24 protein-coding genes and 1 pseudogene are annotated in these 24,292 nt (G+C 59.6%); 17 read left to right on the top strand and 8 right to left on the bottom strand.

Going from position 1 to position 24,292, the window contains the following annotated elements:
- Nucleotides 1–5: 5 nt before the first annotated feature.
- Together B3I26_RS20645 and B3I26_RS20640 are read left to right on the top strand one after the other, a co-directional pair.
- A complete protein-coding gene (locus B3I26_RS20645) occupies nt 6–2,117 on the top strand; it encodes a TonB-dependent receptor (protein ID WP_296260364.1) in 2,112 nt (703 codons plus the stop codon).
- Nucleotides 2,117–3,163, top strand: coding sequence for an ABC transporter substrate-binding protein (locus tag B3I26_RS20640; protein ID WP_296260363.1), 1,047 nt, complete (start codon nt 2,117–2,119; stop codon nt 3,161–3,163). Before B3I26_RS20645 ends, B3I26_RS20640 begins: the two co-directional genes overlap by 1 nt.
- Nucleotides 3,164–3,195: 32 nt before the next feature.
- Here B3I26_RS20640 and B3I26_RS20635 read toward each other — a convergent pair whose 3' ends face one another.
- A complete protein-coding gene (locus tag B3I26_RS20635) occupies nt 3,196–3,495 on the bottom strand; it encodes an ArsR/SmtB family transcription factor (protein ID WP_296260406.1) in 300 nt (99 codons plus the stop codon).
- A gap of 85 nt (nt 3,496–3,580) precedes the next feature.
- Here B3I26_RS20635 and B3I26_RS20630 point away from each other — a divergent pair, with 85 nt between their 5' ends.
- Nucleotides 3,581–4,672 carry an NADH:flavin oxidoreductase/NADH oxidase gene (locus B3I26_RS20630; protein WP_296260361.1) on the top strand — a complete coding sequence of 364 codons (1,092 nt, stop codon included), beginning with the start codon at nt 3,581–3,583 and terminating at the stop codon, nt 4,670–4,672.
- Nucleotides 4,673–4,677: 5 nt separating this feature from the next.
- On the opposite strand, the gene B3I26_RS20625 is transcribed toward B3I26_RS20630, so the two are convergent.
- Nucleotides 4,678–4,806 (bottom strand): hypothetical protein, encoded by a 129-nt coding sequence (locus B3I26_RS20625; protein ID WP_296260359.1) that lies wholly within the window; start codon nt 4,804–4,806, stop codon nt 4,678–4,680.
- Between the two features lie 228 nt (nt 4,807–5,034).
- Here B3I26_RS20625 and B3I26_RS20620 point away from each other — a divergent pair, with 228 nt between their 5' ends.
- Nucleotides 5,035–5,448, top strand: coding sequence for a hypothetical protein (locus B3I26_RS20620; protein WP_296260358.1), 414 nt, complete (start codon nt 5,035–5,037; stop codon nt 5,446–5,448).
- 49 nt (nt 5,449–5,497) lie between these two features.
- Here the strand turns inward: B3I26_RS20620 and B3I26_RS20615 are convergent, their stop codons facing one another.
- The gene (locus tag B3I26_RS20615; protein ID WP_296260357.1) at nt 5,498–5,746 is read right to left on the bottom strand and encodes a hypothetical protein; all 249 of its coding nucleotides are present in this window, start codon (nt 5,744–5,746) and stop codon (nt 5,498–5,500) included.
- A 139-nt stretch (nt 5,747–5,885) separates the two neighbouring features.
- On the opposite strand from B3I26_RS20615, the gene B3I26_RS20610 reads away from it, so the two are divergent.
- Entirely contained in the window at nt 5,886–6,209 is a 324-nt protein-coding gene (locus tag B3I26_RS20610; RefSeq protein ID WP_296260355.1) for a hypothetical protein, read from the top strand.
- 631 nt (nt 6,210–6,840) lie between these two features.
- Nucleotides 6,841–7,281: a tryptophan-rich sensory protein TspO gene (gene tspO / locus B3I26_RS20605; RefSeq protein ID WP_296260354.1), complete on the top strand. Its 441-nt coding sequence runs from the start codon at nt 6,841–6,843 to the stop codon at nt 7,279–7,281.
- A 49-nt stretch (nt 7,282–7,330) separates the two neighbouring features.
- Here tspO and B3I26_RS20600 read toward each other — a convergent pair whose 3' ends face one another.
- From B3I26_RS20600 to B3I26_RS20590, 3 genes are all read right to left on the bottom strand, one after another.
- Nucleotides 7,331–7,597 (bottom strand): cupin domain-containing protein, encoded by a 267-nt coding sequence (locus tag B3I26_RS20600; protein ID WP_296260353.1) that lies wholly within the window; start codon nt 7,595–7,597, stop codon nt 7,331–7,333.
- 24 nt (nt 7,598–7,621) lie between these two features.
- Nucleotides 7,622–8,014 (bottom strand): VOC family protein, encoded by a 393-nt coding sequence (locus B3I26_RS20595; protein WP_296260351.1) that lies wholly within the window; start codon nt 8,012–8,014, stop codon nt 7,622–7,624.
- A 98-nt stretch (nt 8,015–8,112) separates the two neighbouring features.
- Entirely contained in the window at nt 8,113–8,607 is a 495-nt protein-coding gene (locus tag B3I26_RS20590; protein ID WP_296260349.1) for a GNAT family N-acetyltransferase, read from the bottom strand.
- A gap of 141 nt (nt 8,608–8,748) precedes the next feature.
- On the opposite strand from B3I26_RS20590, the pseudogene B3I26_RS20585 reads away from it, so the two are divergent.
- Nucleotides 8,749–9,120: pseudogene (locus B3I26_RS20585) on the top strand (NYN domain-containing protein); the annotation flags it as partial.
- Nucleotides 9,121–9,192: 72 nt separating this feature from the next.
- Here the strand turns inward: B3I26_RS20585 and B3I26_RS20580 are convergent.
- Nucleotides 9,193–9,699: a GNAT family N-acetyltransferase gene (locus B3I26_RS20580; RefSeq protein WP_296260347.1), complete on the bottom strand. Its 507-nt coding sequence runs from the start codon at nt 9,697–9,699 to the stop codon at nt 9,193–9,195.
- A 1,014-nt stretch (nt 9,700–10,713) separates the two neighbouring features.
- On the opposite strand from B3I26_RS20580, the gene B3I26_RS20575 reads away from it, so the two are divergent.
- The 10 genes from B3I26_RS20575 to B3I26_RS20530 all read left to right on the top strand — a co-directional run bounded on the left by B3I26_RS20575 (nt 10,714) and on the right by B3I26_RS20530 (nt 22,427).
- The gene (locus B3I26_RS20575; RefSeq protein WP_296260346.1) at nt 10,714–11,013 is read left to right on the top strand and encodes an energy transducer TonB; all 300 of its coding nucleotides are present in this window, start codon (nt 10,714–10,716) and stop codon (nt 11,011–11,013) included.
- A 42-nt stretch (nt 11,014–11,055) separates the two neighbouring features.
- Nucleotides 11,056–11,796 carry a MotA/TolQ/ExbB proton channel family protein gene (locus tag B3I26_RS20570; RefSeq protein WP_296260344.1) on the top strand — a complete coding sequence of 247 codons (741 nt, stop codon included), beginning with the start codon at nt 11,056–11,058 and terminating at the stop codon, nt 11,794–11,796.
- A gap of 53 nt (nt 11,797–11,849) precedes the next feature.
- Nucleotides 11,850–12,215, top strand: coding sequence for an ExbD/TolR family protein (locus B3I26_RS20565; protein WP_409522079.1), 366 nt, complete (start codon nt 11,850–11,852; stop codon nt 12,213–12,215).
- A 189-nt stretch (nt 12,216–12,404) separates the two neighbouring features.
- Complete coding sequence (locus B3I26_RS20560) at nt 12,405–13,337, top strand: hypothetical protein (RefSeq protein ID WP_296260340.1); 933 nt, start codon at nt 12,405–12,407, stop codon at nt 13,335–13,337.
- A gap of 178 nt (nt 13,338–13,515) precedes the next feature.
- A complete protein-coding gene (locus tag B3I26_RS20555) occupies nt 13,516–14,034 on the top strand; it encodes a sigma-70 family RNA polymerase sigma factor (protein WP_296260339.1) in 519 nt (172 codons plus the stop codon).
- 73 nt (nt 14,035–14,107) lie between these two features.
- Nucleotides 14,108–15,811, top strand: coding sequence for an ABC transporter ATP-binding protein/permease (locus B3I26_RS20550; protein WP_296260338.1), 1,704 nt, complete (start codon nt 14,108–14,110; stop codon nt 15,809–15,811).
- Nucleotides 15,812–15,830: 19 nt separating this feature from the next.
- On the top strand, nt 15,831–17,081 hold the full coding sequence (locus B3I26_RS20545) for a thioredoxin family protein (protein WP_296260337.1): 1,251 nt from the start codon (nt 15,831–15,833) through the stop codon (nt 17,079–17,081).
- 17 nt (nt 17,082–17,098) lie between these two features.
- On the top strand, nt 17,099–18,445 hold the full coding sequence (locus B3I26_RS20540) for a TldD/PmbA family protein (RefSeq protein ID WP_296260336.1): 1,347 nt from the start codon (nt 17,099–17,101) through the stop codon (nt 18,443–18,445).
- A 19-nt stretch (nt 18,446–18,464) separates the two neighbouring features.
- Nucleotides 18,465–19,907, top strand: coding sequence for a metalloprotease TldD (gene tldD, locus B3I26_RS20535; RefSeq protein ID WP_296260335.1), 1,443 nt, complete (start codon nt 18,465–18,467; stop codon nt 19,905–19,907).
- A gap of 129 nt (nt 19,908–20,036) precedes the next feature.
- Nucleotides 20,037–22,427, top strand: coding sequence for a TonB-dependent siderophore receptor (locus B3I26_RS20530; protein ID WP_296260334.1), 2,391 nt, complete (start codon nt 20,037–20,039; stop codon nt 22,425–22,427).
- 166 nt (nt 22,428–22,593) lie between these two features.
- Here the strand turns inward: B3I26_RS20530 and B3I26_RS20525 are convergent, their stop codons facing one another.
- Complete coding sequence (locus B3I26_RS20525; RefSeq protein WP_296260331.1) at nt 22,594–22,818, bottom strand: hypothetical protein; 225 nt, start codon at nt 22,816–22,818, stop codon at nt 22,594–22,596.
- Nucleotides 22,819–24,292 lie beyond the last annotated feature (1,474 nt).

The following is a 24,292-nucleotide window of genomic DNA, read 5'->3' as shown; positions in this document are numbered from 1 at the left end:
CATTCATGAAACGCTCGTTCTCGTCACGCTTTGCCTTTGCGCCGCTGCTGGTCGGCAGTGCCGTGCATTTGGCCCATGCCGATGAAGTCACCCTGGCGCCCATCGACGTGGGCGCCGATGAGTCGATCACGCAACAGGCGCGGGAGAAGTCGGCAACGTTGGGGCCTATGGGCCAGCGACGCCTCCAGGACACGCCCTACTCCATCAGCGTTGTGCCACGCGAGCTGATCGACAGTCAGCAACTGAAGAGTTTCAAGGACATCATTCGCTACCTGCCTTCGGTACAGGCTGACGGCGCCAGGCCGCAAACTCGAGGCCTGCAAGGCAGCGTGGTGCAGAACAGCCGTCTGGACGGCCTCAATGTGGTGTCAACCACCGACTACCCGGCCGAACAACTCGGTGGCGTGGAAGTGCTCAGTGGTTTGTCAGGGTCGCTTTACGGCCCCGCCAACCCGGCGGGCACCTTCAACCTGCTGTCCAAACGACCGACCGACTACACCCGCAACCGCGTGACGCTGGGTGTCGGCACCGGCCTGAGCTGGCTGAAAACCGCCGACCTCAGCGGCCCGTTCGACCCCGAGGGCAAGATCAAATACCGCCTCAATCTGGCTGACGAGCAGGGCCACAGCTACGCGCACGGCAGCACCCTGCGCCGACAGCTGGTGAGCCTGGCAACGGATTTCCAGATCAGCGACGACAGCGTCATAGAGACCCACTTCAGCCATTACAACTACCTGGCCAAAGGCTTGCCGGGGAAGTTCGCGGTGGCCTCAGGCGTCACCCTGCCCCACGCACCGGATCCAACGCGCAGTCACCTGGGGCAGAACTATGCGGGGGATAACAACACCACCGACACCGCCAGCGCGCACTTCAAGCACGATTTGGACGGCAACTGGAAACTCGACGTCGGCGCGCTGCGGCAGATCGCCGACCGTGAGTCGAGCGGCGTTACCAACACCCTGATCAACAACGCCGGGACCTACCGCAGCTCGGTCTCGAGCGCCACGGCCAGCCGCTTTACGATCAACAGCTATCTGGCCAACCTCAACGGCAGCGTCTACACCGGGCCCGTCCGGCATGAGCTGACGTTCGGCCTGACCGGTTTTGACTGGGACAATTACAACCCGGTGGCAGGCAGCGCCAAGACATTGGGCACTGCCAGCTTGAGTGACCCGTCGAGCTTCGCGGAGCCGGATTATCCGGACTTCACACATCGCTATCATTCGGCCAATGCCAAGCAGCGCTCGTTCATCGTTGGCGACACCCTGACTTTCACGCCGCAATGGAGCCTGATGCTCAGCGGCAGCCAAAGCCGTCTGACCGCCGATAACTACACCCTGGCCGGCGCCCACACCTCGTCGCAAGACTCGGGAATCAGCACTGCCAGCAGCTTGTTGTACAAGCCGGTCGACGACTTGACGCTGTACCTGACCTACGCCGACAGCCTGCAGCAAGGCGACAGCGCCACCGCAGGCAGCAGCAACGCGGGGAGCATTCTTTCGCCCTATCGCAGTCGCATGTGGGAGTTGGGTAGCAAGTGGGTGGTCAGCGGCGTCAACCTGTCGCTGGCCGCGTTTCAAATCAAGCGGCCTTTCGCCTACACCCAGGCGGACAACGTCTATGCCATCGCCGGCCAACAGCGCAATCGTGGCCTGGAGTTTCTGGTCGACGGCAACCTCACGCAGAACCTGAAGATGTACGGCGGCCTCACCTGGCTTGATCCCAAGCTGCTCTCGACGGGCAATGCCAGCACCGAAAACACGCGCATCGTCGGGCTGTCGCGGGTAACCGGGAGCCTGTTGACCGAGTATCGAATCGATCAGGTACCAGGACTTGCGGTCAATCTGAACGCCCGCTACGTTGGCCCTCGTCCCACCGACGACAGCAACGATCATTGGGTCGGCAGCTATGAGACCTTCGACATTGGCGCCAGCTACAGCACCCGGCTGATGAAGCGCGACACGGTGTATCGCCTGGAAATGACCAATGTCGGTAACGAGCACTACTGGACCAACATCGTTCCCGGCGGCCTGAACGGCTATACCGGTGCCGGCCAGTCCAGTGCCACGCCCGCTGCCCCGCGGATGCTGCAGGCCTCCATTCAAGTGGACCTGTAATGAGCGCCTCTTCCTTAAAGTGCTGGGCCAAAGCGATGTTGGGCTGCCTGCTTATCATCAGCGTTGTTGCGCATTCTGCGGACCAAACCACCGGCACGCGGCAGGTCGTTGATGACAGCGGACGTTCGGTGAATGTGCCCCATGAGGCCACGCGCATCGCCGACGCCTGGTACGCCCACCACGTGCTGCTAATGACGTTGGGCGCCGGTTCGCGGATCGTCGCGACGGTCAATCATCCCCGCAGCCAGCCGTGGATGTTCAAGGTCCTTCCGGTGTTGAACAACGCAACTGCAGTCGAAGGCACGGCGTTTAATGTGGAAGGGTTGCTCGGTCAGCAGGTGGATCTGGTCTTCACCTCACTCGCAGACCGGCAGGGTCTGGCTTATGAACAAGTCGGCCTGCCCGTGATGCGTATGGGATACACAGACCTACCCGGCTTGCAGCGGTCGATGCTCGCGACCGCTCGGTCGCTGGGTTCAAAAACGGCGATGGAGCGCGCCCAAACCTACAACCAGTATCTGGATCAACACGTGGGGAATGTCAGCAGCCTGATATCTGACCTGCCAACGGAACAGCGTCCGCGGGTGCTGCATATCGCCTCGATCAATCCCCTGAAAGTGGACGGCAGCGATACGCTGATCGATGACTGGATAAAAATCGCCGGTGGCCGCAATGCTGCCGTTGGGGTGCGAGGCAACATGCAGATCGTTTCGGCAGAACAGCTGCTCGCCTGGCAGCCCGACGTACTGATTCTGGCCGCAGGCGCGGGCGACATCGACCAGGCGGCACAAGCATCGTTACTCCAGCAACTTGACGCGGTAAAGAATCAACGCGTGTTGCGCAATCCTGCTGGCGTGTTCCCGTGGGACCGTTATGGCACCGAGGTCGCGTTGCAGGTCCAGTGGGCAGCGCAACAGCTGCATCCGGCGCGCTTTGCGGGTATCGATATGGCGCGTACAACCATGGACTTCTATCGGCAATTCTTTGATTACGCACTGAGCCGCGGCGACGCTGAACGGATACTGCAGGGGCTGCCGCCTGCGTAGAAGCAAATGTTCAGGCCTGTGCAGGGTGATGCTCAGGCTTGCGCAAGAATGCTGCGCAGCAGACCTGGGAAGCGCTGGTCCAACTCCTCGGTGCGCAACGAGTTCATGTGCGTGGTGCCAACATTACGGGTATGAACCAGCCCTGCATCGCGCAATACCCGGAAGTGGTGAGACATGGTGGACTTGGGCCGGCCGCCATCGAGTTCTCCGCATGACGCTTCGTCCACGCCCGCCAGGCAGCGCACGATTTCAAGGCGCACCGGGTCGCTCAGCGCATAAAGCAGCCGCTCGAGGGCAAAGTCGCGGGGAATAGGGTGTTTGAAGGCACGCATCGGCACATGATAGCCGGGGGTTCCAACGAACGCTATATTTCGAATACTATCGAACAAGCGAAACATCATTATCCGGAGTTTACTCATGTCTGCATTGTTCGAGCCGTTTTCCCTGAAGGACGTTACCCTGCGCAACCGCATCGCCATTCCTCCGATGTGTCAGTACATGGCTGACGACGGCATTATCAACGACTGGCACCACGTGCACCTGGCCAGCATGGCGCGCGGCGGCGCCGGTCTGGTGGTGGTTGAAGCCACCGCCGTTTCGCCGCAAGGCCGCATCACTCCCGGTTGCGCCGGTATCTGGAGCGACGCGCATGCCCAAGCGTTCGTTCCGGCGGTAAAAGCCATTAAGGCCGCTGGTGCCGTGCCCGGCATTCAGATCGCCCACGCAGGTCGCAAGGCCAGCGCCAATCGTCCGTGGGAAGGCGATGACCACATGGCCGAAGATGACCCTCGCAGCTGGAAAACCATTGCTCCCTCCCCCATCGCGTTCGGCGCCAATCTGCCGAAGGTGCCCGAGGAAATGACGCTGGCCGACATCGCTCGCGTGCGTCAGGACTTCGTAAACGCTGCGCGCCGGGCGCGCGAAGCGGGTTTCGAGTGGATCGAACTGCATTTTGCTCACGGGTATCTGGGCCAAAGCTTCTTCTCCGAGCACTCCAACAAACGCACCGATCAATACGGTGGAAGCTTCGAAAACCGCAGCCGCTTCCTGCTCGAGACCCTGGCGGCCGTCCGCGAGGTATGGCCGGAGAACCTGCCGCTGACCGCGCGATTCGGTGTCATTGAATATGACGGTCGGGACGAGCAAACATTGAGCGAGTCGATCGAACTGGCCCGTCGCTTCAAGCAGGGCGGCCTGGACCTGCTGAGCGTCAGCGTCGGTTTCACCATTCCTGAGACCAACATTCCCTGGGGCCCGGCCTTCATGGGTCCTGTCGCCGAACGCGTACGCCGCGAAGCCGGTCTGCCCGTGACGTCCGCCTGGGGTTTCGGCACGCCTCAACTCGCGCACGCTGCACTCGAGGCCGGCCAGCTGGACCTGGTGTCGGTGGGGCGTGCCCACCTGGCCGATCCGCACTGGGCCTATTTTGCGGCCAAGGAGCTGGGCGTGGACAACGCATCGTGGACACTGCCTGCGCCTTACGCTCATTGGCTGGAACGCTATCGCTGAGTTGATCAGCTTGACCCTGGCGGAATGCCGTCCTTGTTGAAATCCTTGAGACGTTCCTTCTCCTCCTCAGTGGAGTGAGCCGGAACGTCCTCTTTTGCTGGGGTTTGTGGTGGGGCTTCTTTCTCTTTGCTCATGATAAATGTCCTCCATTGGGCATCACATTGGGCAGCGAAGCTGTGGTGCAGTTCAGCTCGATATGGGCGGCCTTGGCCCGCCCCGTCGCAATGCGGTCAGGGTACAGGCGTCACCTCGACGCGTCGCAACTGCCACGGCCGGAGCTTCTGAGCTATCGGAAATTAAAAAAACGGTTTTACCAAACACGTGCCATGCTCAACCCCACACGCGCAAGGGCAGGCAGCGATATGACACGGTCAATGGATACGCCCGAGGCTCCAGGCACGGCAGTGATCGTGTTCGAAGCGCTAATGCTGCAACGAATGATGACTGCCGTGCGCAGCCTGGGGCTGCAAGTGGAGGCGTTTCACGACGCTGACAAAGCCATGGAATATGTCCAGCATCCGCAAACTTCAATCGGTGTAGTAATCGCCTGCGCGACGCTCCCGGGGGTGATGAACGGCGTTGATCTCACGACCACGCTATCGCGCGCCTACCCCACCCTGCCTTTCGTGCTCGTTGACCATTATGAAGGGCTGGTGGAGAGCAACGTCATGTGTCTGGATAAGCCATGGACGCTTGAACAGGTCGAAGAGCATGTGTTGACCATGATGGCCAAATTGCCGAGAGGCAAGCGACCGACCGTCGAACCTGCGGCGTAATGCCTAAACCGTAGGCGCACTCAGCGGCGCCACGGCGTTGAGGACCGGCTCAGCCCAGCTTGATGACGCCCGTCATCGCGGTGAACTGGCTTTGCCGGTGCTGCAGCTTGTCAAGGATCTCCGGTGGAGTCGATTCGCGAAACACCACCATGTGGCCTACTTCTTTTCCACCCTCGGTCACCCGCTCGATGTCGTTGATCATCCAGGTGGTCAGCTCATCGACGCTGATCCCCAGCTCTCGTGCAACTTCCTCATGGAGCCGTTGCGCATCGTACTGATTGTATTGGTCGTTGTTCATGGGGGTCGCTCCGGTGCTGGATGTAAGGATAAGGCCGCGCAGTAGCTTCACAGTTCAGTAAACGGTTAATGCGCACCTCTCGTGCCAGGACGCTGTCCCACTGAAACACGCTGAACAACCGGCTAAGGAACCCTATGACATGAACCCCACTACGCCCGATGGCCGCTATTTCGTGGTCAAGGAACAACTGTGGCGCTGCTCCAATCCCACGCTTGATAAGGACCAGCGCCAGCAATGGGTGAACGCGCTCATGGCTGCGCGCCGCGCAGTGAAGGCAGCGAAAGCCTCTGGCGACGCGACGCAACTGAAAGCGGCGAGGAAAGACGTCAATACCGCCAAGGTTGCGCTAGGCGAACGCGGGCCGGTCTGGTGGGATGACGGCGCGCCCGATCTCAACCAGCACAAGGTCTCCCGCACGCCTTATGCGCAGTGGTATGCGTCGCTGGGCGAAACCGGTACGTGACAACGGCGTCAACCGACCTATCGCTGGCGCCCGCCGGTCGCACTCACCCGCCCCCAAATCTTCCCGCCGCGCCAACAGGCTGAGTGGCGTCATGAAAATAAACTACTTGCCTTCCGATAACAGTGATAACGCTTTATTGATATCAACGGAAACGGGACGCATATGATTATCGTAACGAAGGCTTGTCATAGGTTGGCCGCGAATCCCTGGCAGCGACCGAGGGGCTTGAGACGTTGAAGACACGCATCAAGGCTGTTACTCGTGCGGGGCGTTTGCGGGGCAGTGAGGAGCGCGCTGTGAAGATGGTGCATGCAGCGGGCTCAGGCGTCGTGATGAGCTTTATCAGCCAGGCTCAGCGGCCTGAGTACCCTGATGTTGCCAGTGATACACGTGAGGTTATCATCAAGGCCACCACGACAGATGCACCCGAGCTAGCGGACTGGGGGCACAGTGTCGGACCCTCACCCCGGGGGAGATGGGCCTGTTAGACGCGCTACTGCTGCGACTAAGCATTGATTGCTGAGCAACATTGACGATTGCTGCCGGGACTTTTCTGCGCGATGAGCGTCCAACCCTCAGACGGCCAAACCGGCCTTCCCTGAATCCGGACTGCTTTAGCCAAGGACCCCAGATGACCTTCTATATTTTCCTGATTGCCTGCTGTGCAGCAGCCAGTACCGGCGTCATTTTCAAACCCGGCAGCTGGTACGACGCCCTTAAAAAACCTGGCTTCACCCCGCCCAACTGGGTGTTTCCGGTTGCCTGGACAACGATCTATCTGCTGCTCGCCTGGGCCGGTTATCGCTTGAGCCTGCTGCCAGGCAGTCAAACTGTCCTGGCGCTGTGGGCCGCTCAAATCGCGCTCAATACGTTGTGGACACCGGTATTCTTCGGAGCACACCAAGTCATCACCGGCATGGTGATCCTCACGCTGCTCTGGCTCGTAGTGGCGACCATGGTGGTCATGGCCTTGCAACTGGACCTGGTCACCGGGCTGATCCTGTTCCCGTACCTGATATGGCTCAGCATCGCCGCGGCGCTCAACTTTTCCATCATGCTGCACAACCGTTGATGAAATGACTCAGCAGGCGGGCGTCGCGCCGACAGCGAACGCCCACCGGTTATTTACGACCCACCAGATAGCGCACGCCCTGTTTATCGAATACCTCGGAATGCGGTTCATCTCGCTGTAGGTGGAACGTGTCGCCCTCGTTAAAGGTTTGTTCGCCCGCCGCGGTACGGATGGTAAGGCCACCGCTGAGCACCAGCGCTTTAGCCTCGAACGGGTGGGCATGGGCGTCGAGCGTTCCGAATGCCTGGCGCTCGACAACGACGGTCGTGCCAAAGCCCTCTTTTTCGAGAAGTTTCAGAAATTCGTCACGTTGCATCACTGTCTCCCCTCTCGTCAGCGCTCAATCATCGAAGAAAACAGCGACTTTATTGCCAACGGGATCTCGCAGATAGGCAACATAAAACCCCGGTGTGTACGCCGCTCGGGTTCCAGGACTGCCCTCATCTGCCCCGCCGTTGGCGATGCCCGCCGCGTGCACCGGGTCCACCTGACTTCGGGAGTCTGCGCGAAATCCCGGCATCATCCCGTTACCGACCGAAGCGGGCTGCCCATTGAACGGCTTGCCGACGTGAACTGCGCCCGGACCGTTGGAGTTATCCGGGAGGCCTTTTAATGCATAGTTGTGCTGATGATCGGATTTCTCTTTCTCGTAGCCCAAGGGCAAAAGGATCGCGTCATAGAAACGCGCTGACGCGTCGATATCGTTCGCACCAATAAACAGATAGCTGAGCATGATCGCCTCCAGGGGCACCTGACCAGATAGTTAAAAAGCGCCCAAGCTACAGACCGCCGGAGGCAAGGGGGATTCACCGCGACCGAGCATCCGGAATTTCACAGCGTCAACGCATAGAAACGAGTGTCGACCACCATCAACGGAAAGCTTTCAGGCAGATCCCGTTGATCGATCAGCTCAAAGCCATGCTTTTCATAGAAACGGTGTGCAGCGAGAAACTTCGCCGTGGTCCCCAGATAAATCCTGCGCACCCCACGGGTTCTCGCAGCCTCGATCAAGCACTCAAGCAATTGCCTGGCTACGCCAAATTCGCGGCCTCGCCAGGCGGCGGCCACGAACATCTTGCGCAGCGCAGCGTCGCCACCGCCGATATCCTTCAAGCCAATCGTTCCAATCACAGCGCCGTCCTTGCGCGCCAGCCAGAAATCGCCGTGGCCAGTCTGGTAGAACGACTGGACCTGCATCAGGTCGGGTTGATCCTCAGCGGCGATGGCAATCCCGAACTCCTCGCGCTGAATGGGAACGATCAATTGCACAATGCCTTTTTCGTCACCCGGCGCATAACGGTCGATGCTGATCTGGGAGGTGGTCACAAGGTTCTCCTGAAACATTCCAAAGCGCTGAATACTGCCCGGGACGCCGCCGGTCGTAAAGCCAAGGGACGAATGAAGCCCTAACGCCGGTGTGAGCGGAAACTTTGCAGGTCAGGGTGATGTTTTCACCAAGGACAAGCTCTGGCCCTTCACATCCCCAGCAACGCGCAAAAGCACCTTGCCGTATTGATCGATGCCGATAACGCCCCTGCCGCGATCGTGGAAGGCTTGTTCGAAGAGATCGCCAAGTATGGCGTCGCCAGCGTCAAGCGGATTTACGGCGACTGGACTGGCCCACAGCTCGGTGGCTGGAAAAAAATCCTCCTCGATCACTCTATCCAGCCTATCCAGCAATTCGCCTATACCAAGGGCAAGAATGCCACCGACAGCTCATTGATCATCGACGCGATGGACTCGCTGTACACGCATCGCTTCGGCGGATTTTGCCTGGAGTCCAGCGACGGCGACTTCACGCGTCTGGCGTCACGCCTGCCCTCATCGACCTTATCCATCCCAGTAGCCTGATCATGTAACCCGGCAGGCTCATCAGCAAGCTTCCGGTTAACACACATTGCTCGGAACACTTTAATTAATTGCAAACCAGGCCATAGTGATATCGGCAATGAAAGTGCCGTCGGGCAGCAGGATTCGCTTTGCCAAGCGTCCTTCCTCAATAAAGCCAAATTTTGCGTACAGGCGCCGGGCCCGTAAATTGGTTTCACGCACGCGTAGCTCGATCTTAAGCAGGCCGGGCCGGGCTTGGGCCCATTTCAGAAGCGCGGTCATCAGTGCGTCACCCACACCTCGCCCGAGGTTATTGGGATGCACAACGATAGTCAGACTATATACGTGGGCCAGTGCCTCAAGCCTATACGGCTCCAGCAGAGCATGACCGACCACCAAGCCACCTCGCTCGGCCACCACGTAAAAACCCTCACGACCTAATACGTCGATTTTTTCCTCAAAGGATTTACAGCTGAATTCACTCGGGCGGGATATCAGCAGCCCAGGTGTCCGAGCGGTTTCGCGCTCAGCGTCGCATAGCACAATCGCGTCAGCGATCAACGCGTTTCGAATGGTTAGGTCGTTCAAGCCGCACCTCCTGATGGGTGGTAAATCATGTCAATTTGTGGGCGGCTGAATACGCTTAATCTGTTGAGGGAACCGAGGCATTCAAAATCAGAACCAGCTTCGAACCTGGGCGCATGCCTCGATACGCATCGGCGTCGGTATAACCCCAACGGCGTGCCGTACGCACTTTTCCCTCGAACTTTTCGTCAGTCGCTGTCCTGGTCTATCGCTACCCCATCCACGGTTAGGGTCAAGAACACAAGCCAGGTAGACCCTTTCTTGATATCCCACTCGGAAAGACCGGCAGTATTCACTTGAAATTAAGTATCAGCGTGGGGTGGCTCCCAGTAAATGCCATCATTTCCAGCGTCGTCTACAAGCTGAGCCAATGCATGGATGATCGCATCTCACCCCAGAAAAAATCACAGTATCCACTGTCACTTTTCGCCGCTCGTTGCACATAGCTCTATAAACGACCCTCGTCGGCCAGCCCCTGTATGAGAATCCAACATGACCAGCCTGAAAGTTCGTTTGGGCAATCATTCAGCGCCATCGCCCTGGGTTGCACAAACGCACCGTGCCAAGCCCAAGCCTCACCACCTCCGACTCTGGTTAGTGGGCAGTCTGGCGGTACTGGCCGTTCATGGACTGCTCATATTGGCCTTGCTCACGAGCAGCCCGAGCAAGCGACTTGATCTAGTCAGTGCTCCTGCGGCACCAGCCAGTGTGCGGGTGACGATGATTGCGGCTCCCGCTGTGAAACCGGCGCCTGTGACTGAGGCTTTGCCAGTGGAGCCTGCGCCGCCAGCACCGGCGGTCATGACCAGTGAAGCCGCCGAGCGCACAGTAACTGCCCCGCCGCCGACACCGACAAAACCGGCTGTGCCGAAACCTCCCAGGCCAGCCAAGCCACCGCGTGCGCCGGCCCCGCCTCACACGCCGGCGCCGATGCAACCTCCGGCTCCGCCGCCCGCGGCCTCGGATGCCCCTGCTGCGCCGATCACTGCCCCGCCCGCCGAGAGTCCGGGAAAAACTTTGCAATTGCCCGCAGCCGCGCCGAAGGACCTCAGCAGTATTGGTTGCCGGGTTCCGGCCCCCGAGTACCCGCGCAAGGCCAAGCGCCTGAAAGTCGAAGGCGAGACGTTGATCCGGCTGGTGGTTAATGCTCAGGGCAAGATCGATCAAGCCGAGATTGCCCGTAGCGCCGGCAATGCCGATCTCGATGCGGCGGCGCGGCAGGCTGTGCTGGGCGCGTCCTGTGCGCCTTACATCGAAAATGGCCATGCCGTGGCTGTGCGCGCGCTGCAACCGGTCAGTTTCCGTCTAACCCGCTAGCACTCACTGTTTCAGAGGTAATCGAAGATGCAGGAATTAGGTATGAGTTACGCCTGGGCCCAGGCCGATGGCGTGTCGCGCAGCATCGCCGTGATCTTGCTGATCATGTCGTTGCTGTCCTGGAGCGTGATTGTGGTCAAGACCTTTCAGTTACTGCGTTTGCGCAACATGACTCAGCGCGCGAGGAGCCGTTTCTGGCATGCCAGCAGCTTTCAGGAGGGTGTCGAGGCCCTCGGCTCCCAACAGGACAACCCTTTCGTGGAGTTGTCCATCGCCGGTCACGCTGCCGACTCGCACCGCTTTCAGCGTAGTTCGGAGTTGCACACCCAGTTTGATCTCAGCGACTGGCTGACCCGCTGCCTCAAGGACGTGCTGGATGATCGTGTCGCCCGCATGCAATCGGGGCTGGCGATTCTTGCGTCCATCGGCAGCACCGCGCCCTTTGTTGGTTTGTTCGGGACGGTGTGGGGCATCTACCACGCGCTGAAGGTGATTGGTATCAGCGGCGACGCGTCGCTGGCACAAGTTGCCGGGCCCGTCGGCGAGTCGCTGATCATGACGGCCTTCGGCTTGTTCGTCGCTATCCCGGCAGTGCTCGGCTATAACGCGCTAGCCCGGCGCAACAAGGCGGTGATCCATCAACTCAACCGTTTCGCCCATGACCTGCACGCGTTCTTCCTCACCGGTGCCCGCGTCGACATCAGTGAGACGTCACTGCACAAGGCTGCGGAAAACAGCCAGCCGTTGACTCGCACGGCCATGGGAGGCGCGGTCAAGTCATGAGTATGTCCGGTTCTGCTTTTGACAATGACGACGACCTCGTTACCGATATAAATATGACCCCGTTGATCGATGTGATGTTGGTGTTATTGATCATTTTCATCATCACTCTGCCGGTTATCACCCATGCCGTGAAAGTCGATCTGCCACGCGGCGACACTCAGAGCACGGTGCAAGAAGACGTTGTGGTGGACATCTCAATCACCGCCGATGGCAGCATCCTCTGGAACAAGGAACCTCTGGACGACCAGCAGCTTCAGCAAAGGGTGGCCGAAAGTGCTCAATTGCTGCCGGCGCCGACCTTACGGGTGTACGCCGACAAGGAGGTGCGCTACGACCGCGTCGCCCACTTGCTGACCGCGGCGCAAGGTGGCGGCCTGTCCAAAATCGACTTTGTAACCCAAGCGGTGACGCCGCCTTGAGCAGGTGTCATCGCCCACGAAGGGCACGGCGATAACGCCATCGCCCGGCCATTTTTCAGGCAATTTCGTGGTGCTGATGGCCACCTGTGTCAGCTTTAAACTCCCGTGCTATCCTCCCCGCCTGCGGCCTTTGCGCCGTCGCCACCGACCACCTGACACGATGATCCGGTCATCCGAAACGGAGTGCCCATGACCGATGCAGCCCCCCCTTTCCCTGAGTTGAAAACGCCCTTGAACGCCTTCCATGGCGATCCGCAACTGGCCGAGTTTCTGCTCAATCGTCTGCGCTGGCACGCCAGGGCCGGTCATCTTGAAGTGTCCCGTCGCCCCTACTGGCGGGCTGGCAAAGGCACTACCAGTGCGGCATTGGTGCATAGCGCCGACCCGCAGGTTTTCGAGCGTATCACCGGCCTGCCGTATTCGTTGGGGCTGATGCTGGAATGGGCGGCGGTGCGAACGCTGGCAGAGGTCGATCAGATCGCCGCCGCATTGCGCCCGGGGCTCGACACCGAGCATGTTGCGTTGCGCGTGCTGCACGGCTGGTTTCTCGACCCGGCCAACCGCTGGCCAGAGTTGATCGATGACCCCGAGGTCGATCAGCTTCGCCTGGACTGGTTGTACGCCTGCGAGCAATGGCTGTCGGAGCCGCGCGCGGTTGACTGGCAACCTCTTGCTGCCCGGGCCAAGGCCCTGACCCAACCGGGCGTGGCGCTGCGTACAGTCCAGAACAGTCTGCTGGAAATATTCCAGAGCCTCTGCCCGCCCCCATCGTCGAGCGAGTTCAGCACCTGGCTCAACCTCACGGTGGGTGCCGGGGTGCATAGCAAGTTCATGGTCGCGCAGTTCGCCTTCGGCTGGAAGGCAGCCGATTTCGCCAAGGAAGTCGAACTGTTCCAGTGGTTCACCGAGCGCGAGAAACAGGAGCCCGGCGGCAAGTTCAACGACGCCACCCTGCGTGTTGCTCAAGAGGAATGGGCGCAACTGCCCAAGGACCTCGACTACATCGCCAAGGAGCAACATTTCTTCCAGAACGCAGACAGTGCATTCACGTCCATCAATGCGCGACTGCGAGCCATGCTGGTGGCTCAGCTAGAAGCCGCAGGCACAGCTTCTTCGGTGTGACGTTCAGGCTGTTATATCGGCCTAACCAAATGATATTTCTACAATATGATTTCGCTTGTTACTGTGCGCCGCGGCCTGATGTGCAGGCTGTTCGGCGCTTATCGCAGACGATACCGGCTCTGGCCTCGCTCTTGCATTGACGCCTTGGAAACTTCACCTGAGCGCGGGTATGGCAGGCATGGCTGAACAAGTAATGGACACGTCAGAACTGCTTGATGATGTGTTTCGCAGCGACTACCAATGGTTGACGCACAAGCTGCGTTATCGCTTGGGCTGCGGCGAAAACGCCGAAGACGTTGCCAGTGAAACCTTCACCCAACTCGCCGCCTTGCCTCATCTTGACGAGGTGCGTGAACCCCGGGCGATGCTGATGACCATCGCCAGCCGCGTGGTTTATGAAGTCCGTCGCCGCCGTGACCAGGAACGCTCGCACCTTTACCATCTGGCACAACGCCCTGATCGCCAGGCCGATTCACCGGAGCGAAGGCAACTGCTGCTCGGCGAACTGGATGCGGTTGAGGCCGCCCTTCAGGGGCTCTCCGACAGGGCTCGACAGGCCTTCTACCTCAGCCAGCTCGAGGGCCTGACGTATGCCGAAATCGGCCAACGCCTGGGCGTCTCCGCCAGCATGGTCCGTCAGTATGTGGCCAAGGGCTTGGCGCAATGTCGCAGCGTTGCCCATCCCGACGGAAAATAATCTTCTACAGCACTGTCACTTTCCCCGGCTGATTGCACAAATAGGGCAAATCATCTAAAGCGGATAACCGTCGGTGAGCGACAAGACCCCTTCCCCTGCAAAGCGCCCAAGCATTGCCGGGTTGATACTGCCTTACTGGCGCAGCGCCGATCGCTGGAAAGCACTGGCGATGCTGGCCGTCGTGTTGACCATCAGCTTCACCACCATTTACGCCTACATCGCCCTCAATGATGTACACGGCAAAGTCACCGACGCACTGATCAAACTGGACTGGTCAACCCTTAAACCATTGCTGGCGCTGACGTTCGGTTACGGCCTGATCACGGTGCTGTTGCCCATCACCTCGACCATTCTCCAGGACTACCTGCAACTGCGCTGGCGGACCTGGCTGACCCATCGCCTGATCCAGCGCTGGACCGCGCACCTGGCCTACTACCAGCTGGAGCGCGACGGGCTGCTGAGCAACGCCGACCAGCGTATCGCTGAAGACACCCGCGAGTTCGTCGACAGCACCCTGCGCTTGTTCATCAACATTGTCAGCGTTGTAGTGAGCACGGTGTCCTACACCGCCGTACTCTGGTCGCTGTCGGGCGCCCTGGCGTTCAGCGTACAGGGCGTCGACGTGGCCATCCCCGGCTACATGGTGTTCGCCGCCTACGGCTATTCCTTTGCCCAGCTGGCAGTCACCCATTGGCTGGGCAAACAGTTGATCGGGCTGAATAACCATAAGCAAACGGCGGAGGCCGATTTCCGATTCGCCGGTATGCAAGTGCGCGAAAATGCCGAGCAGATTGCGTTTTATCAAGGTGGCCGACACGAGGCTGAACGCCTGCAGGAACGGTTTGGCCGAGTACGCGCCAATACCCTGCAGATACTGGTGCGCACCTTTAAGGCGATGCTCGGACAGAGCCTGTTCTCGCATGTCTTTAGCCTGCTGCCAACCTTGCTCGCACTGCCGTTGTTATTAAGCGGCAAGATCAGCTACGGCGACATGGTGCGCCTGATCGGTGCTTACGGCATGCTGGTCGGGAGCCTGTCGTTCTTCCAGCAGGCGTACCAGAACTTCACTCAGTGGATGGCCTGGACCAACCGCTTGCGCGACCTGCTCTGGTCGATCGACAAGGCTGATAAGCAAGTGCCAGGGATCAGCCTCAGTACTGCGCCATGCGCACTGCTGCGCTGCAGCGCCTTGACCTTGCATACACCGCATCATCAGCCACTGACCTACCTGAAAGCATGGCAGGTCAGCGCCGGTGAACGCTGGTTGGTGCATGGCCCTTCTGGCTCTGGCAAGAGCACCCTGCTGCGCGCCTGCGCCGGGCTATGGCCTTACGGCAGTGGCCACATCAACTTGCCCGAACGCAACCGCAGCCTGTTTGTGCCGCAGCGCAGCTATATCCCGGCAGGCACCCTCAAAGCAGCGCTGTGCTATCCCGCCGACCCCGAGCTATTCACCGACGCCCAGTGCCAGCAAGTGCTCGAGGACTGCTGCCTGGGCAGCCGTCGCGATGCCTTGTCGAGCAGCGAGCGCTGGCAGCAAGTGCTGTCGGGGGGCGAACAGCAACGGCTGGCCATCGGCCGCGTGCTGCTGCATCGCCCCGAGTTCATCTTCCTTGATGAGGCCACCAGCGCGCTGGACTCAGACACCGAAGCGAAGCTCTATCAAGCGCTGGTAGAACAGCTGCCCGACAGCGCCATCGTCAGCGTTGCGCACCGCAAGGCCCTTGAGGCCTTCCATCCTTATCACCTCGACCTGGCTCGCGCTGACGACCATTGATTCACCTCTGGAGATACCCATGTCCCACTCAGTCATCACTGTTTCCGAAGACTCGCTGAATGAGTATTTGACGGGCTCTGATCAGATCCTGCTAGACCTCTGGGCGCCATGGTGTGCGCCCTGCCGGGCCATGACGCCGACTTTGGAACGCCTGGCCGAAGAAGCCGGCGAACACCTGGCGGTGCTGAAGATTGATGTCGATGTCTTTCCCGCCGTGCGTGAGCGTTTTGCCGTGCGTGGTATTCCAACCTTGATTCTGCTCAAGGGCGGTCACGAACTGGCTCGGCTTTCAGGGTCTCAGTCGCTGGTCAGGTTGCGCGAGTGGCTGGGCGACAGCGGTGCGGCGCTGCCTGCCAATCCCGCCGCCGAGCGCTCAGCACAAGCTTGGGGGGCCTTTTACGGTGACGCGCAACTGCGTGAGTTCCTTGTCACCCGGCTCAAGCAGCAGGCTGAAAACGGCGATGTGAAAGCCGCCAGGACGCCGTTTTGGGTCGACGGGCAAGGCACTCTGTGTGCGGCGTTGGTACACAGTGAAAGCCTGCGGGTATTCGAACGGTTGAGCGGCCTGCCGATCCATCTGGCGCCCGCACTGGACTTCGTCAATGCCTGCGAAGAGCACCAGGTGGCGAGTCTGTTCGACGGTTTGCGAGTCGACGCCGATACGTACCAAGTGCCCGTGCGCCTGCTTCGTTACTGGTTGAGTGATCCGCTGCATGACTGGACAGCGCTGCTGGCTGAACCTGAGCTGGACGCCCTGCGCCTGCAGTGGATCAGCTTGTGCGACCAGACACTCGCCGGTCAGGCCGTGGCGGCTTCAGTGTGGGCAACACTGCGTAACGCCTCACTGGCGTTATGCAACCCGCAGCAGGATCCCTACCGCGAACTGCCTGGCATGCTTGCACAATTGCTCGCCAATCTGTCGCCCCTGCCAGTCGTTGAAGATGCCCTGGCCTGGAGCGAATTGTTCGCCATCGCTGCCCGGTGCAATTTCCACCTGTTGATGAGCGCAGTCGGCTGGAGCGACCAGGAGCGCGCCATGCCAGGTGTGCGCAACCGCTGGTTCGAGGCGCATGAGCAAGCGCTGGGAGGCTTCAGTGGCGAGCAACTCGATGCGCATCGGCAACGCTGGCAGGCCGAGAATGCTGCGTTCATGGCCAAGGAGCAGGCGTTCCATGCGAACTATGACGAAAACAGCAAGCCCGCCCGCCAACGTTATATCTCGGTGCTGGCGAACTTGCTGGCCAACGCTCCCCTCTATCTGCCTGCGTAACGGCTCAGGACGCTCACATGTCGACCTCACTCGAACAGGCCCCGGCGCAGCTTGCGGCCGCGGCTGAACAACTGCTGGATTACGCCCGCCAAAGTGGTGCCAGTGATGCCCAGGTGCTGCTGTCCAGCGGTCAGGGTCTGAGCCTCCATCTGCGTCAAGGCCGCTTGCGTGCACGCCGCGCCGAAGGCCACAACAGTATCAGCCTGACGGTGTACCGCGGGCAGCGTCAGGGCACTACACACTCGAACGACTTCAGTCCCGCCAGCCTCGCCGACATGGCTCGCGCCGCTTGCGATATTGCCACGCACACGGCACAAGATCCCTGCGCCGGGTTGCCTGATGCGAGCCTGATGACTCAGGCACCGCTCGACCTGCAATTGCATCACCCATGGGCCGTTTCGGCTGAGGAGGCTCAAGCACTGGCCGCGCGCATCGAGCAAGGTATCAGCGACCAGGGCCCGCAGGTGCAGAGTGACGGCGCTTTTGTCAGTGCGTATGAGGCGCGCAGCTATCTCGCGAACAGCCGCGGTTTTGCCCAGGGTTATGCGCAATCGAGCCACGCATTGAGCGCCAATGCGTTGGCCAGCGACGGACAGCACCGCCATCTGAGCCATTGGCGCAGCCACGAACGAGACAGCCAGCGCCTGCAAATGCCCGAGGAGATTGGCGCCCGAGCGGCGAGTAAAGCGCTGGCCTATCTGGATGAACAGCCGCTGTGCACAGGGCGCTATCGGGTGCTGTTCGATCCCGACATGGCGATCAGTCTGCTGATGGACTTGGCCAACGCCGCCAGCGGTCGTGCGCTGTACAGCCACGGCAGCTATTTACGCGACCGTTTGGGGAGCCCGGTGATGGCCGAGCACCTGAGCCTGCACGAAGACCCTTTCCAACTGGCTGGCCTGGGCAGCGCGCCGTTCGACAATGACGGGCTGAGTGGCCAGCGCCGCAGGGTGGTCGAACACGGACAGTTGCAGGGGTACTTCCTGTCGACCTACAGCGGTCGGCGCCTGGATCTGCCTTCCACTGGCAACGCCAATGGGCCTTATAACCTTAGCTTGCATAGCCAACTCACCCGCGACAGCGATGACTGGCCTGCCATGCTCGCGCAGCTGGACCGCGGCCTGCTGGTCACCGAACTGGCGGGCGAAGGTACGCACCTGATCAACGGCGACTACTCACGCAGCGCCAAGGGCTTCTGGGTCGAGAACGGCGTGATCGCCCATGCCGTGACCGGTATCACCATCGCCGGCAACTTGAACAGCCTGCTTGGCGACATCCTTGCGGTGGGCAACGACGTTGTCACCCGAGGCCATTTCAGCAGCGGTTCGGTGTTGATCGCACACATGCAGATAGGTGGGCGCTGAGCGCTCGCGGAGAACTTCGATGACTGATACGCGGCTGACGATTGCCTGTGAACGACTGCTGACACCCTATGGTGTAGACCTTAATGATTTGCGCAATACCCTGGATCAGGTCATGGAGCATCAGGTCGATTTCGCCGATCTGTACCTGCAATCCCGCCGCCGAGAAAGCTGGTCACTGGAAAACAGTCAGGTGACCGGTGGCACCTTCAGTGTCGATCAGGGCTTCGGCTTGCGCGCCAGCGAACTGGACCAGAGTGCCTTCGCTTATTCGCAGCAGATCACCCGCGAGCAATTGCAGAAAGCCGCGTTGTCGGTGCGCAGCATCGCCGGCAAAGGCCGCAACGCCCGAGTGGCGATACCCGAGCAACGCGCATTGATGCACTCAAGCTACGGCACCGACGATCCGCTGCCCGTATTGGCGTCCGCCGCCAAAGTGGCGCTGCTTGAACGCATCGAGCAACTGGCGTGCGCGCTCGATCCACGGGTCAGCCGTGCGGGGGCGACGCTGGAACTGACCCACGAAGTGATGATGGTGATGCGTCACGACGGCCGTCTGGCTGCCGACGTGCGCCCGCTGCTGATGCTGCATCTGTGGGTGGTGGTCGAACACAATGGCCGTCGTGAAACAGCCAGCGGCGGTATGGGTGGACGCAACGGTTTCGAGCACATCGAGATGTCATTGGTTGATGCTGAGGTCCGTCGTGTGGTCGATAGCGCGCTGACTAATCTGGATGCCATCCAGGCGCCTTCCGGGCAGCTTCCCGTGGTGCTCGCCAACGGTTGGCTAGGCATGCTCCTGCATGAAGCAATGGGCCACGGTTTTGAAGGCGACTTCAATCGCGTTGGCAGTTCGGTCTATGCATCGCTGATGGACAAGACGGTGGCGGCTCCCGGGGTGACGATTGTCGATGACGCGACGGTGCCCGGCGCCCGCGGCTCACTAAATATCGACGATGAAGGTGAGCCAGGACAGCGCACCACCCTGATCGAAAACGGTGTTCTGCGCAGCTACATGCACGACGACATTAACGCCCGCCTGATGGGGCAAAAGGTCACCGGCAACGGACGGCGACAGTCCTATGCCCACCTGCCAATGCCCCGAATGACCAATACCTTCATGCAGCCCGGCCCCTACGCCGCAGAGGAGATCATCGCCTCGGTAAAACATGGCGTGTATCTGGCCGATCTGGGCAGTGGTCAGGTGGACATCGTCAGCGGCCAGTTCAGCTTCCAGAGCGCCCTGGCGTGGTTGATCGAAGACGGCCGCCTGACCACGCCTATCCGCGGCGCAACGCTGACGGGAAGCGGTCCGCAGACCCTGCGGCAGATCAGCATGGTGGGCAACGATCTGGCCCTGGATCGCGGTCTGGCGATATGCGGCAAGGCGGGCCAAAGCGTGCCGGTCGGGGTCGGTCAGCCGACGCTGAAAATCGACGGTTTAGTAGTCGGCGGTACCGCCTGAAAACATTGATCCGCGTGGGCAAAAAAACATCGACCCGCCACTGTCACTTTTCGATTCTGATTGCACATTAGAAACAACTGCAAGGCGCGGCAGGACGACTTTCTAGTGATTCGAAGGGGGGAGTTACACGTGGAAAACTTATCCGGTTTCAGGACGATTCGACCGTTACCGCTGACACTTGGCATCTCTCTGGCCTTGAGCAGCGTGAGCTTTATTCCTGAAGTGCTCGCGGCGCCTGCAACAGCAACTATTACCCAACAAACTCGCTATGACCTGCCTGCCGATACATTGCAGCAGACGCTGAGCCGTATCAGCCAGCAAAGCGGCGCGACTATTGAATTGCGCCTGACCGACATCAGCGCTTATCGCTCGCCTGCCATCAGCGGCAACCTCAGCGCTGCCCAGGCATTGGCTGCGGCGCTGGCGGCTACCCCGCTGCGCTCAAGCCTCGCAGCCAACGGTCATCTGGTGGTCGAAGCGCCGGCTGCCGTTGCGAGCAACCCAGTGGATACGGATGCCGCAGTCCTGCCGGCGATTGACGTCCAAAGCACGGCGGATGACGACTACACCGCCAGCGAGTCCAGCAGCGCCTTGCGTACCAGCACTGCACTGCAGGAAACCCCGCAGTCGGTGAAAAGCATCACCCACAAAGTCATCGCCGATCGCCAGGCCACCAGCGTCGAAGATGCCTTGCGCAACGCCGCTGGCGTGGTCGATCAAAAGGGCAACCGTGGCAATTCGGTGTATTTCATTCGCGGCTATGAAGTCACGCAGACATCCACCGATGGCGTGACCACGCCGGAGACTCGCAACGGCCTGGTGATACCGTCCACACCCATTGATGGGGTCGAAGGGCTGGAAGTCATCAAGGGCCCGGCAGCGGTGATGTCAGGCAGTTCTTCGCCTGGCGGCACGATCAACATCATCCGCAAGGCCCCGGTGACCGATCCCTTGCACGTGATTCGCGGCGAAGTGACTGATCGTGGTGAATACAAGACCGCCATCGATCTGGGCGGCGCCTTGAGCGACGACAAGGCCTGGAGCTATCGCCTCAACGTCGCCCGCACTCGCTCCAGCGAAACCTACCCCGACTACAACGGCTCGCGGGCCGATTTCGTGGCGCCGGTCATTGCCTGGAAAGGCGACTCGACGCGTATCAAGGTCGGTGCCGAGTTCAGTGATACCCGCACCGCCCAAGGCCTGGCGGGAACTTACTACGACACCACTTTGCAGAAAATCCGCAAACTCTCGACTTACCGCATGGGCGACAAGGACGATCATATTTCCGGGGTATCGAAAACAGGCTACTACGAGCTTTCCCAGGACCTGGTCGATGGCTGGACCTTCAACAGCAAGGCGACCTACGGCGATACCAAAATGAGCTTCAAGATCAACGAGCCCTACGCGATCCTTCCCGACGGCCAACAGATCGCTCACCAATTTTCCTCAGTGGACACCACTCGCTACTGGAGCACGCAGAACGACGTGCGCGGCACTTTCAATACCGGCCCGGTCAAGCAAGAGGTGCTGTTGGGCGTCGACTACATGCACAGTAATAACACCCAGTACGAGTTCGCCGATGGCGCTATCAATGTCGATGGCAACGTCCTGGATAAAAGCAGCCTTGATTACCCGCACATCCCGACGGCCAGGGACAAAAGCTACGACAGCCGCAACATCCAGCGCGGGCTGATCATTCAGGACCAGATCACGATTCTGGAAAAACTGCACTTGCTGTTCGCCGGCAAAGAGTCGGTGTGGGAGAACCAGAACAACATCGTAGGTTCGGGTTCATCATCGTTCCGACAGACCAAATGGGTGCCCAACTACGGTATCGCTTACGACCTGACCCCGGAAATCACTGCCTACGCCAACCTCATGCATGGTTTTTCCGGCAGCTACAACATCGACAGATTCGGCAATGCCCTAGCGCCCAGCAGCAGCAAATCCAAGGAGGTCGGCCTCAAGTTCAGCCTGCTGGATGATCGCTTTACCATCACCACCGCATTGTTCGATATCGAGCAGACCAACGTCCCGCTGTCAGACCAGACCGGGCAATACATTGGCTCCGAGGGCAGACGCAGTAAAGGTTTCGACCTGGACCTGAACGGCGAGATCCTTCCTGGCTGGAACCTGACTGCCAGCTACACCTACTCGAAGTTCAGCGATCCCTCTGAGGTCAATGGCCAGGCGAACAAGGTGACCGGACAGCCGAAAAACTCAGCCAATATCTGGACATCCTACGAATTGCAGACAGGTCGCCTGAAAGGCCTGGGCGCAGGGATTGGCGTTACCGCCGCGAGTGACATGGTCAGCGGCTACCGCACCAGTACCTACTACGACGTCAGTGGTTATGCGCAAACCGATCTCTCGGTTTTCTACCATCAGAAGGACTGGTCACTGAACCTGGGTGTTAAAAACCTGTTCGACCGCGATATCTACTCTTACAGCACGGCCACGACCTGGATGGGCGTCAAAGATGGCAGGACTGCACGTCTTACTGCAGAGTATCGCTTCTGAATCATTTCGGCGGCTTCACAAACCCGCTACGGAGTTTGCTTCACTGACTCAGTTGACGGCTCAATCAGACCTTACAGCAGCGCCAGATATTAGATCCTTAAGCTAGCTAAGTGCCTATTGCAGCGGGCTCAGAGTAACGTTTGCACACCACGTCATTGCCTACTGATCAGTGTCTGCCAGGGAGCAAAAAGCTAACACCACTATCAGCACGATGGTCCAGTTCCAAAAGGCTGCTCAGTGCGTCGCTGTCGCGCAGGTGGTCGTCCTGGTCCTCTTCGCTAGCGGTTCCAGCTTCGCACTTTTCGTGAAAGCGCGGCACTGCGGAAAGCTTTTGCTGAACGAGCCCCACACCGCGCCCCGGAGCCCCTTGCAGACGATTGAGGTCGGTCATAGGTATGAGTCTTGTTTGATGTACTTGATGCGGTTGCTGTGGTTGGTCGACGAATCAGTCACGATGGTTGAGACCGACTGAGGCGCGGCAGTTTCGGGACTCGATGCTCCCCTGCTTAAAAGGCCAACACGCGCGATCTTTCATGCTCGGCGACTGCCGGACGATCGTAAGCTTCATTACCTTCGGAGGCTGACTGTCCGGAGAAAGATCTTTGCCAGCGGGAAATGCAACAACGTTGACGGCGCCCCTCGGAATGTAGTTCCGATCGTTAAAGACGGTTTGTCCAGCTGTCCCGGCAGGAAGCTGTGCATCGGGCGCTCGAACCCAGGATGAATCGAGGGACTGCCCCTGCCGCATAGCACTTGCGTCAGCCCCTACCTCACCCCTTCCATTTGGGCTCACCGCCTGCCTGAGTGTCGAGGCTACGGTCGCGGTTCTGGTTATGAGTTGAAATGCACCTGTGGTTGCCGCGCTTGCGATCACCAAGCAGAAGGCTATGTAAAGACCGCTGCGTTTTTGACGTCTTCTGATGACTCGATCTGGAGCGTCACTAATGTCGGCTTCCATCCATCCCCCGGGATCGTCCTTGAGTTTAAAAAGCTTCCTTGCGTTGCGGCTTGGCCGCGCCAGGCGGGCTAGAGGATACAGTGAACCTCTCACTCGAATCGACCCGAATTTAACTGAGTTGGGCCGAGTCGAATCGCGACGATTAGAGATGACTGTTTCTTCAAAAACTCCAGCGCAGCATCTCGCCGGTGTTGACGATGCTCATCCATGCACTGTGGTTAATTTAGCCAAAAGTCGCGCGGCGGGGACCGCGACGCGTCCAGCCAAACAAACGGAAGGCGTATACACATAGGGGCTCCCGTCTCCGACTCCGAATTGCTTGAGATAGCCCATGAGCTCTGGCCGAAACCATTATCGTCAACCAAGATCAGGTTCATCCTGGCTCGATATCGTTCGCTCTCAAGATCCTTGTATTCGATGATCAAAGGAATGACAGCCTCGCTCCTCCAAGCTCCGGACTTGCCTCCAAGGTACCCAAAAGCGCTTGTCACCCGCTTCCCGTTGGCCAACACGGAAATCTGCTTATCACTGAAAAAGCAGTGCAACGCACCCCCCGAGGGATAAGTGGTGCGACCGATGAGTTCACATTAGCGGCTGCGGTACAGAACTTGCGCCGACTGGCCAAACTTACATCTCAGGGGCCGCCCGCCACGGGATAGGTACGCCTGTTTCAAGCAAAAACCCTCAAATCAACCCACTGACAAAGCAGCAACGGTCACCGAACTACCGAAAAGCGGCTTAGGAGTGGTGAATAGGTTCTTTGATGAGGCCAGGCTCAGCGTCACGTTCCTGAAAATCGACTTTTTCAACAGAATCGGCCGATCTCTGCCTGTGGCCACGGGCAGCATTGGGTCGACTTCTGCCCAAAACTGTCGGCCGCCACCTTAACGCTTGAAAAAATTCAAAA

Source organism: Pseudomonas sp. UBA5706 (assembly GCF_002419965.1).
In the GTDB taxonomy this organism is placed as follows: Bacteria; Pseudomonadota; Gammaproteobacteria; order Pseudomonadales; family Pseudomonadaceae; genus Aquipseudomonas.
This window is presented reverse-complemented; position numbering and strand designations above follow the sequence as displayed.

What these genes read in the sequence shown, in the direction of transcription:
- B3I26_RS20645 (WP_296260364.1), top strand. Translation starts at nt 6, where the DNA reads ATGAAACGCTCGTTCTCGTCACGCTTTGCCTTTGCGCCGCTGCTGGTC.
- B3I26_RS20640 (WP_296260363.1), top strand. Translation starts at nt 2,117, where the DNA reads ATGAGCGCCTCTTCCTTAAAGTGCTGGGCCAAAGCGATGTTGGGCTGC.
- B3I26_RS20635 (WP_296260406.1), bottom strand. Translation starts at nt 3,495, where the DNA reads ATGCGTGCCTTCAAACACCCTATTCCCCGCGACTTTGCCCTCGAGCGG.
- B3I26_RS20630 (WP_296260361.1), top strand. Translation starts at nt 3,581, where the DNA reads ATGTCTGCATTGTTCGAGCCGTTTTCCCTGAAGGACGTTACCCTGCGC.
- B3I26_RS20625 (WP_296260359.1), bottom strand. Translation starts at nt 4,806, where the DNA reads ATGAGCAAAGAGAAAGAAGCCCCACCACAAACCCCAGCAAAAGAGGAC.
- B3I26_RS20620 (WP_296260358.1), top strand. Translation starts at nt 5,035, where the DNA reads ATGACACGGTCAATGGATACGCCCGAGGCTCCAGGCACGGCAGTGATC.
- B3I26_RS20615 (WP_296260357.1), bottom strand. Translation starts at nt 5,746, where the DNA reads ATGAACAACGACCAATACAATCAGTACGATGCGCAACGGCTCCATGAG.
- B3I26_RS20610 (WP_296260355.1), top strand. Translation starts at nt 5,886, where the DNA reads ATGAACCCCACTACGCCCGATGGCCGCTATTTCGTGGTCAAGGAACAA.
- tspO (WP_296260354.1), top strand. Translation starts at nt 6,841, where the DNA reads ATGACCTTCTATATTTTCCTGATTGCCTGCTGTGCAGCAGCCAGTACC.
- B3I26_RS20600 (WP_296260353.1), bottom strand. Translation starts at nt 7,597, where the DNA reads ATGCAACGTGACGAATTTCTGAAACTTCTCGAAAAAGAGGGCTTTGGC.
- B3I26_RS20595 (WP_296260351.1), bottom strand. Translation starts at nt 8,014, where the DNA reads ATGCTCAGCTATCTGTTTATTGGTGCGAACGATATCGACGCGTCAGCG.
- B3I26_RS20570 (WP_296260344.1), top strand. Translation starts at nt 11,056, where the DNA reads ATGAGTTACGCCTGGGCCCAGGCCGATGGCGTGTCGCGCAGCATCGCC.
- B3I26_RS20565 (WP_409522079.1), top strand. Translation starts at nt 11,850, where the DNA reads ATGACCCCGTTGATCGATGTGATGTTGGTGTTATTGATCATTTTCATC.
- B3I26_RS20560 (WP_296260340.1), top strand. Translation starts at nt 12,405, where the DNA reads ATGACCGATGCAGCCCCCCCTTTCCCTGAGTTGAAAACGCCCTTGAAC.
- B3I26_RS20555 (WP_296260339.1), top strand. Translation starts at nt 13,516, where the DNA reads ATGGCTGAACAAGTAATGGACACGTCAGAACTGCTTGATGATGTGTTT.
- B3I26_RS20545 (WP_296260337.1), top strand. Translation starts at nt 15,831, where the DNA reads ATGTCCCACTCAGTCATCACTGTTTCCGAAGACTCGCTGAATGAGTAT.
- B3I26_RS20540 (WP_296260336.1), top strand. Translation starts at nt 17,099, where the DNA reads ATGTCGACCTCACTCGAACAGGCCCCGGCGCAGCTTGCGGCCGCGGCT.
- tldD (WP_296260335.1), top strand. Translation starts at nt 18,465, where the DNA reads ATGACTGATACGCGGCTGACGATTGCCTGTGAACGACTGCTGACACCC.
- B3I26_RS20525 (WP_296260331.1), bottom strand. Translation starts at nt 22,818, where the DNA reads ATGACCGACCTCAATCGTCTGCAAGGGGCTCCGGGGCGCGGTGTGGGG.